Source organism: Shewanella sp. VB17 (genome assembly GCF_013248905.1).
Taxonomy (GTDB): Bacteria; Pseudomonadota; Gammaproteobacteria; order Enterobacterales; family Shewanellaceae; genus Shewanella.
The window spans coordinates 2,917,783-2,930,114 of record NZ_JABRVS010000001.1; the positions used below are offsets into that span (position 1 = coordinate 2,917,783).

General features: G+C 40.2%; 10 protein-coding genes. 7 read left to right on the plus strand and 3 right to left on the minus strand.

The window, feature by feature from the left end; translation table 11 throughout:
* Positions 1-60: 60 nt before the first annotated feature.
* Both pyrD and HQQ94_RS12475 read left to right on the plus strand, forming a co-directional pair.
* The gene (pyrD, locus tag HQQ94_RS12470; RefSeq protein ID WP_173294729.1) at positions 61-1,083 is read left to right on the plus strand and encodes a quinone-dependent dihydroorotate dehydrogenase; all 1,023 of its coding nucleotides are present in this window, start codon (positions 61-63) and stop codon (positions 1,081-1,083) included.
* A 161-nt stretch (positions 1,084-1,244) separates the two neighbouring features.
* Positions 1,245-1,778 (plus strand): cell division protein ZapC, encoded by a 534-nt coding sequence (locus HQQ94_RS12475; RefSeq protein WP_173294730.1) that lies wholly within the window; start codon positions 1,245-1,247, stop codon positions 1,776-1,778.
* A 53-nt stretch (positions 1,779-1,831) separates the two neighbouring features.
* On the opposite strand, the gene HQQ94_RS12480 is transcribed toward HQQ94_RS12475, so the two are convergent.
* Positions 1,832-2,902, minus strand: a complete 1,071-nt coding sequence (locus HQQ94_RS12480; RefSeq protein WP_173294731.1) for an SGNH/GDSL hydrolase family protein — start codon at positions 2,900-2,902, stop codon at positions 1,832-1,834.
* Positions 2,903-3,184: 282 nt separating this feature from the next.
* Between HQQ94_RS12480 and rlmKL the strand changes: the two genes are divergently transcribed.
* The 5 genes from rlmKL (at position 3,185) to rmf (ending at position 9,763) form a co-directional block, all read left to right on the plus strand.
* Positions 3,185-5,320 (plus strand): bifunctional 23S rRNA (guanine(2069)-N(7))-methyltransferase RlmK/23S rRNA (guanine(2445)-N(2))-methyltransferase RlmL, encoded by a 2,136-nt coding sequence (gene rlmKL, locus HQQ94_RS12485; protein WP_173294732.1) that lies wholly within the window; start codon positions 3,185-3,187, stop codon positions 5,318-5,320.
* Complete coding sequence (locus HQQ94_RS12490; RefSeq protein ID WP_173294733.1) at positions 5,310-5,549, plus strand: glutaredoxin family protein; 240 nt, start codon at positions 5,310-5,312, stop codon at positions 5,547-5,549. The genes rlmKL and HQQ94_RS12490 overlap by 11 nt, the downstream gene beginning before the upstream one ends.
* Before the next feature lies 1 nt (position 5,550).
* Positions 5,551-7,470 (plus strand): ABC transporter ATP-binding protein, encoded by a 1,920-nt coding sequence (locus tag HQQ94_RS12495; RefSeq protein ID WP_173294734.1) that lies wholly within the window; start codon positions 5,551-5,553, stop codon positions 7,468-7,470.
* Between the two features lie 35 nt (positions 7,471-7,505).
* A complete protein-coding gene (locus tag HQQ94_RS12500) occupies positions 7,506-9,410 on the plus strand; it encodes a DUF3466 family protein (protein ID WP_173294735.1) in 1,905 nt (634 codons plus the stop codon).
* Positions 9,411-9,586: 176 nt separating this feature from the next.
* Positions 9,587-9,763 carry a ribosome modulation factor gene (rmf, locus tag HQQ94_RS12505; RefSeq protein ID WP_173294736.1) on the plus strand — a complete coding sequence of 59 codons (177 nt, stop codon included), beginning with the start codon at positions 9,587-9,589 and terminating at the stop codon, positions 9,761-9,763.
* Positions 9,764-9,840: 77 nt separating this feature from the next.
* Here rmf and fabA read toward each other — a convergent pair whose 3' ends face one another.
* Together fabA and HQQ94_RS12515 are read right to left on the minus strand one after the other, a co-directional pair.
* Positions 9,841-10,356 (minus strand): bifunctional 3-hydroxydecanoyl-ACP dehydratase/trans-2-decenoyl-ACP isomerase, encoded by a 516-nt coding sequence (gene fabA, locus HQQ94_RS12510; RefSeq protein ID WP_173294737.1) that lies wholly within the window; start codon positions 10,354-10,356, stop codon positions 9,841-9,843.
* 67 nt (positions 10,357-10,423) lie between these two features.
* Complete coding sequence (locus tag HQQ94_RS12515) at positions 10,424-12,157, minus strand: S16 family serine protease (protein WP_173294738.1); 1,734 nt, start codon at positions 12,155-12,157, stop codon at positions 10,424-10,426.
* Positions 12,158-12,332 lie beyond the last annotated feature (175 nt).

Below are 12,332 nucleotides of genomic sequence, written 5' to 3' on the forward strand. Positions count from 1 at the left end.
TGTTATCATAAAAGACAAGCCCTGGCCATTGCTGGGGCTTTTTTCGGTCTAGGAGAAAACATGTTTTATACACTCGCTCAGAAAGTCATGTTTCAGATGGATGCTGAAAAAGCGCATGATTTCGCATTGAGTAGCTTGAAGAGAACAGCTAATACGCCATTAAATTGTTTTTATGCTCAAAAAGTCGAATCACCCCCTGTTGTTTGCATGGGCGTGACATTCCCAAATCCAGTGGGTTTGGCTGCAGGCATGGATAAAGATGGAGAGTGCATTGATGGTTTCCATGCCATGGGGTTTGGTTATATTGAGGTTGGTACTGTGACGCCAAGACCACAAGCTGGTAATGATCTACCCCGTTTATTTCGATTAATGCCTGCAGAAGGTATTATTAATCGAATGGGCTTTAACAATAAAGGGGTTGATAACCTAGTTGCTAATTTAAAAGCCGCTAAGTCAGGAGCCTTAGTTGGGGTCAATATTGGCAAAAATAAAGACACACCAGTAGATCAAGGTAAAGAGGATTACCTAATTTGTATGGATAAAGTCTATCAATATGCCGCTTATATTGCCGTGAATATTTCATCCCCGAATACACCGGGTTTACGTAGCTTACAGTACGGTGATCTATTAGATGATCTATTAGGATCGCTAAAAGAAAAGCAAAAAGAGCTGGCGCAGAAACACGGTAAATATGTGCCTATCGCGCTTAAAATTGCCCCAGATTTATCTGATGACGAAATAGTTAACATTGCAAACTCGCTTGTCAAAAATAATTTCGATGGTGCAATTGCGACCAATACGACATTGAGTCGAGAGGGGGTCAGCGGATTAACTCATGGTAATGAAACCGGTGGGCTAAGTGGTAAACCTTTGAATTCTTTATCCACATCAGTGATCAAAAAATTATCAAGGTACTTGAATGGTCAGCTTCCTATTATCGGTGTCGGCGGGGTGAGCTCTGCTGCTGATGCGATGGATAAACTTGATGCTGGCGCGTCTATGGTACAAATTTATTCAGGCTTTATTTATCAAGGACCCAAATTAATCAAAACAATTGTGGATGCGTGTAGAATACGTCAATAAATCTATCAACATTCAGCTCGTTTTTTGAACGCATGATTATTTTACACCATACGATAAGCACATAAAACCTTGTAATATAAATCTAAATTTAAAAAATAGTTTGGATATTGAATGAAATATCGACTATCATATTACATTATATTCAATATATGGTAGTCGATATGCTATTAATGCCAAAAAGGGACTGGCAGTGGAGATATCATGATACGTATGGTGCTTTAAGCATTTCATTAGGGACTGAAATGGAATTTCTCACTCCTTATAAATCGAAATGTTTAATTCCTGATGCCTTATCGGTATTAGATTTTAGTGTTGAACACGCAAAGTTTTATATCGATTTTGTGGAGCTTCTTACCGGATATCTACACGTTTCTGATGCTGCAAAAGTACAACTCGCGCTGAACGCGACAGCGGCTCATTTTTTATTAAAGCCACAAATGCCTAAATCATGGTTTTTTGACACCAGCAGTATGTGTGTTTATAGTGATTTAGGTAAAGTTTTTCAACTTAAATGCCAAGGTGTACATGCTGAAGTGATGGTGGTTGAGAACAGTATTCAAGCATCTTTGGTGATGCTGCTGTCCAAAGAGTTACCACTTAATGGCGCTAAATCATTGATGCGATTTGAATGCATTAAAGTGATGCACGATAGGCTGCACCCATTAAACCAAACTAGAGCCATTAAAGCAGCATAATATGTTATGTTGCTTTACCTTTATTCTTGTTTCATTCATCTTTGCTTATCTGTTTATTTTGCATGTTTAGTCGCAAAATGTATGTCATTTTCGCTTAAAAGTTGTTCTGCTTCATATGCAAACAATCGATGCAGTGACGCTGATGGATGCAGGCCATCCCAAAAGGCATGTTCATTCGCTTTATCTGCAACCTTGTTATTTACCCAATCCCATGCTGGTTTTAAAATATAGTTAATTTCAACTTGTGTTGGAGCATGAGTAAATGAACCTTTTGTTTGTATAGAATGAATCATATCTGTAAAAATACGATGAACATCAAGTAAATATACATTGCTTGGTCGATTTTGTTGTGGTGTAAATTGGGGTAATTGATCGTTCAGTGTTTGATTAAATTCATCAACAAATCTTTGTGTCTCATCTGCATATGGATGTAATGTGGCACCATGCTGAAAAGGAGGTAAATTCATCAGTAAGATATGCTGAGCCCCTAGGGCGCGTAATTGCTTAATATGGCGTATTAATTTCAATGCTGTTTGAGATCCTGTCTCAGCTACATCACCAAATAAAGTAAACCATAGATTGTTGGTTCCACCCTGTAAAATAATTAAATCAGATGGTTGAAAATGTGTTTGCGACTGCTCAAAATCCTTAATTTGCTGACCTATGTTTGGCATGATACGACCACCTTGGGTTAATTCTGCCCCCTTGCTTAGATCAAGATCAACAAAATAACCTTCTCCTGCCATTGCACCGCCTATGGCCCAATTTGTTCCTTTGAGCGCACGAATAGAGAGAGGGTACATGATTGCTTGATCATCAATATCGATTATTAATGGAGTGACTATTTTATTTAAGGCGGGTGTTGAGGGTTGACGCCAAAGGCTGATATTTAACTGGTCGACCCAGGTAAATCCATTACTATAACGAGCGCTGACATTCGGTGGCATGGCTCTGATCCCGATGATCCCTTTCGTTGCTTGGTGCATATATAAGCTGATTAAATGTTTGTTGCCTGCATCAGACAGACTATCGCCAAAGGTAATGATGCGATTAATAGATTGTTGTTGCCCAGCGAATAGCATAGTGGGTAAAAGTCCTAACACAAAGATGATGCTTTTTAGCATGCTATAGATCCTAATCGTTATCTGGAAAAATGCATAGTGCAATACAGAACATGTACTTGCAACAAAATACAATATAACCCCTCTTAAATCGTAACAAAATAGACAGTTAGCCTGATTGATGAGCGCTTTGTCAGTATTGACTTAACAACCGCGTGCTCAACGTGAACAAAGGTTCCCCTAATTGAGATGGATTAATCACACTCTAAACGAATAACTTTTTATCATTTATGTTTAGTACAAGGTATAATGTGTTATTAATTTTTACAGCGTACCTATCTATTGATGTTAAATTTTTTTGCTGCAGCTCCTAGGGGCTATGAATATGCGTTATCACTTGAGTTAGCAGAACTCGGTGCCTCTGACATAAAAGAGAGTGTTGCCGGCGTTTACTTTTCAGCTGAGCTTGAATTGGGCTATCGGATCACACTTTGGTCTCGCATTGCGAGTCGGATTATTTTCGTTATCCATAAAGGTCCGTGTGAATCTCCTGAGCAGCTTTATAATGCTGCTTATGGTATTGATTGGCAGATGGAGTTTTCACATCGCAGCACATTTAGCATCGATTTCCATGGCATGGGTGGGTTCATTAACAACACCATGTTTGGCGCGCTTAAGGTGAAAGATGCCATTGTCGATCGTTTTCGTGATGATGATTGCCCGAGACCTGATGTCGATCGCGTCGATGCAGACTTTAGAATTGACGCACACTACCGCCGCGGACAAATCACGATTGGTTTGAACTTTTCCGGTCCAGCTTTGCATAAGCGTGGTTATCGGGAAACGACGGGCGAAGCCCCACTAAAAGAAAATTTAGCAGCAAATATGTTAATGCGCAGTGGCTGGCAAAAAAATCCAGTGTCTTTATTGGATCCTTTTTGTGGTAGCGGGACTGTGTTGATTGAAGCTGCCATGATGGCATGTGATATCGCTCCTGGTCTGCATCGCAAGCGTTTTGGTTTTGAGCACTGGCTAAGGCATAAAGGTAAATATTGGCAAGAGTTGCTTGATGAGGCAAGGGCGAGAGCATCGATAGGCGTGACGCGTTGCAAAACTCAATTTTATGGCTCTGATATCGATCCGCGAATCGTGTCTCTTGCCAAAAAGAACGCTGAAAATGCAGGCGTACTAAACTTAATTAATTTCAGTGTGACTGATGCGTTAGATGTCAAAGTACCGGAACAAACTGGGTACTTAATCACTAATCCACCTTATGGAGAGCGATTAGGGACAGTAACAGCACTGTTGCAGCTGTACTATCAATTAGGCGATAAATTTAAAGCTGAATTTGGAGGCTGGAACCTTGCCGTACTTAATAGCGATGTAGAGCTTTTATCAGCCTTAAAGTTAAAGGCTGATAAACAAATGAAGATGAATAACGGTGCATTAGAATGTGCATTTAATCTTTATACTGTTCATGCAACCAATACGCGCCGCGTTGATCCAACCAATATTAATCGCGATGGGGATGTCAGTGACATTGCGGTGCCTTTTGTCAACCGGGTCAAAAAGAATCTTAAGCAGCTGCAAAAATGGGCTAAAAAAGAAGGGATTGATAGCTACCGTATTTATGATGCTGATTTACCTGATTATAAAGTGGCTATCGACAAATATCTTGATTATGTGGTTATCCAGGAATATACCGCACCAGTGGATATTCCCGAGTCCGTGACTAAGCGCCGCCTGACGGATGTATTAATCACGCTTCCGAGTGCTATTGGTATTGATCCTGACAAGATTATTTTAAAAACCCGTGAAAAACAAAAAGGGACCAACCAGTACGAAAAAATTCAAACCAATAAGCTTGAACTTATCACAACCGAATACGGTGCTAAATTTAAGCTTAACCTGAAAGAATATTTGGACACTGGACTTTTTCTTGACCATCGTTTGACTCGTCAATTAGTGGGTGTAAAATCTAAAGGCAAAGACGTATTAAACTTATTTGCCTATACTGGCACCGCTTCTGTGCATGCGGCTTTAGGTGGCGCTAAATCGATTAAAACGGTTGATATGTCAAATACTTATACCAACTGGGCAAAAGAGAATTTTGCGTTAAATGGGTTAAATGATGACAAGTATCAGTTCGTTCAGGCAAATTGCATGCAGTGGATTAAGACCACTCACGATACGTTTGATTTGATTTTTATCGATCCTCCTACATTTTCAAACTCAAAAAGGATGGAAGATTCTTTTGATGTTTTGCGCGATCACGTGGCTTTATTATCCAGTTTAATTACGTTATTGAATCCCAATGGTGAAATTATTTTTTCAAATAACAAACGAAAATTCACCATGGAAATTGGCGCATTAGAAGCGTTGGGTTTTACTGTGATGAACATAGACGATCAAACATTACCGCTTGATTTTAAACGTAATCCACAAATCCATAACACGTGGTTGCTCACACATGCCGAGTAAGACCATTAACTATATTTTGTTTCACACAGATGTGTGTCATCTGTGTGAACTTGCGAGTGATTTACTGCTCCAAACTGGCGTATTGTTCATTAGCCAAGATATTTGTGATGATGAAAGTTTGGCTGAGCAATACGGTATGCGCATTCCAGTACTGAAACAGATCAATACCAATAAAGAGCTAAATTGGCCTTTTGATATTGATACATTGAAGCAATTTTTAGGAGTATAACTTGAGTTTAGTTCGTATTAATAATGGTTCGTTAGCGTATGGTTATACACCATTATTGCAAAAAGCGGATTTCACCATTGAAGCGGGTGAACGTGTTTGTATTGTTGGTCGCAATGGTGCTGGAAAATCGAGCTTAATGAAAGTATTGAGTGGTGATGTACTGCTCGATGAAGGTGAATTTAACATAGCAACGGATGTTAAAGTCAGCCGTTTGCAGCAAGATCCTCCTAAAGCTGAAGGCGGGTCTGTTTATTCTTATATTTCTGCCGGTTTACAAGAAGTGGGAGAAAAATTGGAACGCTATCATCAGTTAGCCCATGATGTCGGCAGTGCAGATCCAGTGCAAATGGATCGTATGCTCAAGCAAATGGAGCGCCTGCAAGAAGACATCGATCACCTTAATGGTTGGCAGCTTGATAGCCGCATTAATCAAAACTGTGAGTTATTAGGCTTAGATCCTGATAGCGCTTTAGCAGAACTCTCAGGTGGATGGCAACGTAAAGTCGCCTTAGCTAGAGCGCTAGTCAGTGAGCCGGATCTTTTACTGCTTGATGAGCCGACCAACCACCTCGACATTGATACTATCGAATGGCTTGAGCAATTTTTACTGAGTTATAAAGGCGCCATTGTGTTTGTTAGCCACGATAGGGGCTTTATTGCGAGGATGGCGACCCGCATTGTGGATCTTGATCGTGGTGTTATTACCTCTTGGCCTGGAAATTATCAAACATATTTAGACGGTAAAGCCGAGTGGTTAAGGGTTGAAGCCGAACAAAATGCTCAGTTCGATAAGAAGTTAGCCGATGAAGAAACCTGGATCCGTCAAGGTGTCAAAGCCAGACGAACACGAAATGAGGGGCGGGTCCGTGCATTAAAAGCACTCAGAGTTGAACGTATGGCTAGATTGAATCGTCAAGGCGGTGCCAAGATGGCGGTGGCCGATACTGACCGCTCAGGTAAACTTGTATTCGATATTGAAGCGCTTAACTACAACTTACCAGATAAAAATTTAGTGAAAGATTTTACTTCTGCTGTTATGCGTGGCGATAGAATTGCTCTTATTGGTCCTAATGGCTGTGGTAAATCGACACTGGTTAAATTATTAATTGGACAACTTGAAGCCCAGTCAGGGTGTGTGAAGGTAGGTACTAAGTTAGAAATTGCGTATTTTGATCAATACAGAGAAGCCTTAGATCCTGAAAAAACAGTGGAAGAAAATGTCGGTGAAGGTAAAAAGACCATCACCATTAATGGTCAAGACAGACATATTTTAAGTTATTTACAGGATTTTCTTTTTTCGCCAATGCGAGCGAGAACCCCTGTTAAAGCCTTGTCAGGGGGGGAGAAAAACAGATTGTTATTGGCCCGCCTCTTGTTAAGGCCGGCAAACTTAATTATTCTCGATGAGCCCACAAACGATCTCGACATCGAAACACTGGAATTATTAGAGTCGCTATTAACTGATTATCCCGGTACCTTATTGATTGTTAGCCACGATAGGGCATTTATCGACAATACCGTGACCAGTAGTTGGTGGTTTACCGGTAATGGGGGATGGAGCGAGTATGTAGGTGGTTACCAAGATGCGGTATCTCAAGGAGCACGTTTTTATTCTGAGGAACCTCAGACAGTAAACATTGTCCAACCTGCTAAGGTGCAAAATATTGAGGTTGAACCAGCATTAAAACCCAAAACGGAAAAGAAGCTTTCCTATAAATTACAACGTGAACTTGAATTGCTACCAGCAAAAATGGAACAATTGGAGCATGAAGTTGCAGCATTACAAGTTGTGATAAACACGGCAGATTTTTATGCTCAAGATCAAAATACAATTAATCTTCAGCTTGAAAAGCTCGCGAATAAAGAACAAGAATTGGATATTAGCTTTGAGCGATGGGAAGAACTTGAGTCGCTTAAGTAAAATACATCACTAGAAATAGTAAGGGATTAGCGTTAATGAAGTTTACATTGAATAAAGCCCTATCATTAGTTGCCGTAGGGGTAATAAGTGCACTACAGGGCGTGCAAGCGGCGTCGGTTTATGAAATAAAAAACCTAGACGAAGTTTATTCGCAGGACGAAACTGCTGAACTCATTGGTACATTAAGAGAGACTCGAAGTGGTTATGGCATGGCCGTTAATACCAATGGTGAATCGGTTGCTGTGGCTAAAGGTAAAAAGAAACTGACTGTTTCTGAAGACGATAATAATGATGGTATTATTGATATTGAAGATGGTATTGCACCCGAAGAAAGAATTGTGCTTTCAATTAATGATCCCATTATCGCCAATAATTTCACCTTTACTGCTATTGTAAATGATGCTGTTAAGCCTTGGCTGCCAGTGTTTGATAGCATCAATGGGACAACGCCGCCTGATGAAAGCTCTGCAGATAATCCCGAGACGATAAATTCAGTTGATGCCTATTTTTACGATATCAATGATATGGGTGTCAAAGTCGGCTCGATGACAGCAGAGCAGCAAACAGTACCTTATGCAGGTAGCACCGAAGATCAAGAATTTTGGTACTATCGTGAATTTGAAGAACGGGGTTTTGTAAAATCTATCGATGGTACAGAGACGCCGCTGATCCCGCCATACATAAGCTATAAGAAAGATGACACAACAGAAGCTGTGAATATCGGTGGTTATTCTGTTGCTGTAAAAGTGAACCCAACGGGATTGGTTGTGGGTTATGTGGGCTCTGAGTTAACCCAAGATTCTCAAAATCGCATTAATTCCTGTATTGATGGTGATCGAGACGACTGGCCTACTGATATTTGTATTCAAAATCAGCAGTTTCCCTATGATGAGTTTGGTAATAATTATATAAAATACCAAGTTCGTCCTTATGTTTGGCAGCTCGATGGTAATGGCGCTGTAATTAGTGAGAAAAAATTACCGATAGAGGATGAGTTAGATGCCAATTCAAATACGATATATGTCGCGCAAGGTTTAGGTGTTAATGCATCAGGAGTGGTGGCAGGGCGTTCTGATCACAAGCGACCCGGTAAAGACTATACTTCTAATGATGCATTTTTCTGGGATTTTGATAGTAATGGTGATTATCAAGCACATGCCATCCCTATGAACGATGATTGGTATAAATCTATTGGCTATGATATTGATGATAATGGGATCATGGTGGGGAGCTATCAGCTTTATTTGGATGGCTACCTTCGATATAAATTTTTCTATGTCGATACTGCCACCTCTGATTTAAAGATTGTGACGCCTAATGATTTTAATGATTCAATATCAGATCGCAGTAGCTGGCCTAGAGACATTAATAACCAAGGTCAAGTTGTTGGTTCAATTGAGATCACGACTGAAAAAGAAACCCCTAGAGCTAAAGGGGGCTTTTTGTTCGATAAAAACACCAATGAGTTTAATGACTTAAATACATTACTGACGTGTGAATCTAAAGGGTTTACTAAGAATTCAGAAGGTGTCTGGACCCGGATAAAAGTTGATATTGAAGATGGCAGTGGTAAGCCTCTTTCGTATAATAGAGACATTAAGGTTGTGGAAGCCAATAGTATTAATGAAGAAGGGCTTATCGTCGGTACAGCATTTGTTCGTAAACCAGAATACCAATACGATAGCGAAGGTGATTTAGTGATTGGGGATAATGGGCTGCCAATATTCGCACTGGATGGTAATGGCGATCCACTGACGTCTTATATTCCGCGCATGGTAGTGCTCGAATCTGGATCCGAGACAGTAGATGACGCTTGGCTTACAGCGAATAATTGTATAGATGATAACGAAGAACCTGAAGATTATGAACGTCAAGGAGGGGCCAGTTTTGCTTGGTTGTTCGCTTTACCATTGCTTTGGCTGCGTAGACGCATTAAATAGTATGATGTGATAAACAAAAATCGAGGGAAATGCCTCGATTTTTTTTATTCAAAACTCAATAGCTTAAAAAATAACCGTTAAAAACGTCCTCATTTTGATTGATTTTCGTTGGAAAAAGTTCTATTTATATTATGTGAAGCTATTGCTTCTTTGTATTTAAAGCAGAGGATTTTTGCATGAAAAGACAAAAAAGAGATCGTTTAGATAGAGCTTTTTCAAATGGATTTCAAGCAGGGGTTGGCGGTCGCTCAAAGGAAAACTGCCCTTATTCTACACTTGAGCCAAAGTCACAATGGTTAGGAGGCTGGAGAGAGGGAGTCGACGGTCGACTGAGTGGAGCTTTCAATAAATAACATTGAGTCATTTTTGCCCTCACATTCACTGTATAGAGTAGAATTATGAGGGCATTTTTATGCCTTAATATGCCAACTTAGAAAGTTGATGTATCTTTGAATATTCCCACTTTCAGATCTTTTGCGCTATATATCTCACGGCCATCGACTTCCATAACGGCATCAGCAATACCCATGACTAACTTTCGGTAAACTTTACGTTTAATCGTGAGCTTGTAAGTTACTTTCTTAGCGTCAGGTAATACTTGACCGGTAAATTTAACTTCACCGACGCCTAATGCACGTCCTTTACCTTCCGCACCTTCCCAACCTAAGAAAAATCCGACAAGTTGCCATAGTGCATCTAAGCCAAGACAACCTGGCATGACGGGATCCGATTGAAAGTGACATTTAAAAAACCAAAGTTCGGGATTGATGTCGAGCTCAGCAACTATTTCACCTTTACCAAACTCTCCGCCATCCGCGTTGATATTAATAATACGATCTATCATCAACATGTTATCTAGGGGAAGTGGTGGCGAGTTTTTATTGAATAACTCTCCTTTACCACAGGCGATAAGGTCTTCTTTATTGAAATTATTTGCTTTACTCATTATTTATACCACTTCAGCAATTTGAGACATCAAGATTAGCGAACACGTGTACGCTAAACAACTCCGATCAGCTATAAAACTTCATTTTTTCAAACAATTTAGCCAAAAAACCCCTTTCTTCATCTTCATAGCCAGCTAAACGCGCTAATCTATCTTGCACTAGACCGTATAAAGAATCATCTGGGAAATCATTATTTTCATCAGGTACGCCAGCTTTCAAGTGCATCAAAAGTTCGACAGCTTCATCAATATGTTCAATGCCGTAAAGGTGAAATTGTCCAGCATTCACTGCGTCGATAATATTGATGTCTAAATTGAGTTGTTGTATGTTTGATTTGGGGATGATCACCCCTTGTTTTCCTGTGAGACCACGTCGGGCACAGAGTTGATAAAAGCCTTCAATTTTTTCATTGACTCCACCTATGGCTTGAACATGGCCTAATTGGTCTAATGCGCCAGTAACAGCAATAGCTTGGTCGATGGGTTTCTCAGTGATGGCAGACATTAAACTGCAGTACTGAGCCAATGAGGCACTGTCTCCATCTGTCTCTTGATAAGATTGTTCAAACACGATATTGGCATTGAGGTGAAGTGGGGCATCTTTACCAAAAATGCGATACAGACAAGAAGACAAAATCATCATGCCTTTAGCATGAATATTACCTGCCAACTCAGACTTACGTTCAATATCGGTTACTTCACCATCACCATAATGAACCGATGCGGTGATCCTTGTCGGCTCACCGTAACAATAATCGACGCTACTGACGACGGATAAACCATTTATCTGGCCAACCATCAATCCCTCGGTTGGTAGGCTAATGGATTTATCATCAAAATCTTGTGCAGCAAACATTTCAGATGCATTATGTCTTTTCTGGTATTGGGTTAATGCATATTGAAAGTTTGTGGCTGATACTCGTTCTGACGTACTGTAGGTATTGGCTTGAGCCAAGAGTTGACCTATGTGGTTTGACAATAAAGACAATCGGAGTTGATGATCTGCAAGCCTAGCACAATAAAGAAATAGGGGGGCCAATATTGATTGTTCAAGTTGCACGTTCACGCTTGCAGCAACGGCCATTAACCAAGTTGCATAGGCTGATTCAGGTGTGTGGGCTAAATCCAGTTCATTTACCATCTCGCCTAAAATAGGAAAATGTTGCCCAAACCGTGTTTCCTCTCCCCAACAAACCTGATATTGACGCCCAGATCCGATAAGGATCACCTTGCAATTAAGCGGTATCGCAGGAAGAGACGAGTGAACCTTGAATTCTCTTTTCGTCAATATATCAAACAAGAGCTCCCACAAACCGTCTCGTTTCCACAGTGACTCAGCACAAATGAATAGATAATGACAATTAACTAAGGCGCCTGGAGTGTAATTAAGTGATGAGCTGCCTTGTGTATTATTAATGAATTGACCTACAAGGTCTGCACGCTTAATGTTACCACAAAGATATTGATAGTCTTGAACTTTACCTGCAAATCTCTCATTGTTGTTATTCACAGTAGACCAGCTAAGCATGTACTCATTAGTGGGTCCTGCGATTTTACATAAAACCTGCTCAGGTTGATTGTCTTGACTAGAAATTAAGCTCTTGATGAATTCGGCTCTATCGATCCCAGCAAAATCGACAAGAAACATATGTTGATTGGCAGTATGAGTCAGAAGTTCGAATGCATTTAGTACTCTTTCCTGTCCAAGTAGTAAGCTTTGATTTGTATGCGTAAGCTCGCCGAGTGTGGGGATCTTATGTTGTGGAGACAATGCAGAAACTGGAATGGCATTTGAATTCATATTAGCAAGTGCTACTTAATAATAAATTGATTGATAATATACAGATATTAGCACAGCTTGATTGGAGGCCATATTCAATTTGTCATTTAGGGACCTTAAAATAGGTGAGCTTGATTAAAGCTCCATTTATGGTGAATTAAAAATCATCAAACTGGCGCGGGTATTTTTTGCCCTC

Coding starts and splice junctions, on each gene's coding strand:
- HQQ94_RS12475 (WP_173294730.1), top strand. CDS start 1,245: ATGCTATTAATGCCAAAAAGGGACTGGCAGTGGAGATATCATGATACG.
- HQQ94_RS12500 (WP_173294735.1), top strand. CDS start 7,506: ATGAAGTTTACATTGAATAAAGCCCTATCATTAGTTGCCGTAGGGGTA.
- HQQ94_RS12515 (WP_173294738.1), bottom strand. CDS start 12,157: ATGAATTCAAATGCCATTCCAGTTTCTGCATTGTCTCCACAACATAAG.
- HQQ94_RS12490 (WP_173294733.1), top strand. CDS start 5,310: ATGCCGAGTAAGACCATTAACTATATTTTGTTTCACACAGATGTGTGT.
- pyrD (WP_173294729.1), top strand. CDS start 61: ATGTTTTATACACTCGCTCAGAAAGTCATGTTTCAGATGGATGCTGAA.
- fabA (WP_173294737.1), bottom strand. CDS start 10,356: ATGAGTAAAGCAAATAATTTCAATAAAGAAGACCTTATCGCCTGTGGT.
- rlmKL (WP_173294732.1), top strand. CDS start 3,185: ATGTTAAATTTTTTTGCTGCAGCTCCTAGGGGCTATGAATATGCGTTA.
- HQQ94_RS12480 (WP_173294731.1), bottom strand. CDS start 2,902: ATGCTAAAAAGCATCATCTTTGTGTTAGGACTTTTACCCACTATGCTA.
- rmf (WP_173294736.1), top strand. CDS start 9,587: ATGAAAAGACAAAAAAGAGATCGTTTAGATAGAGCTTTTTCAAATGGA.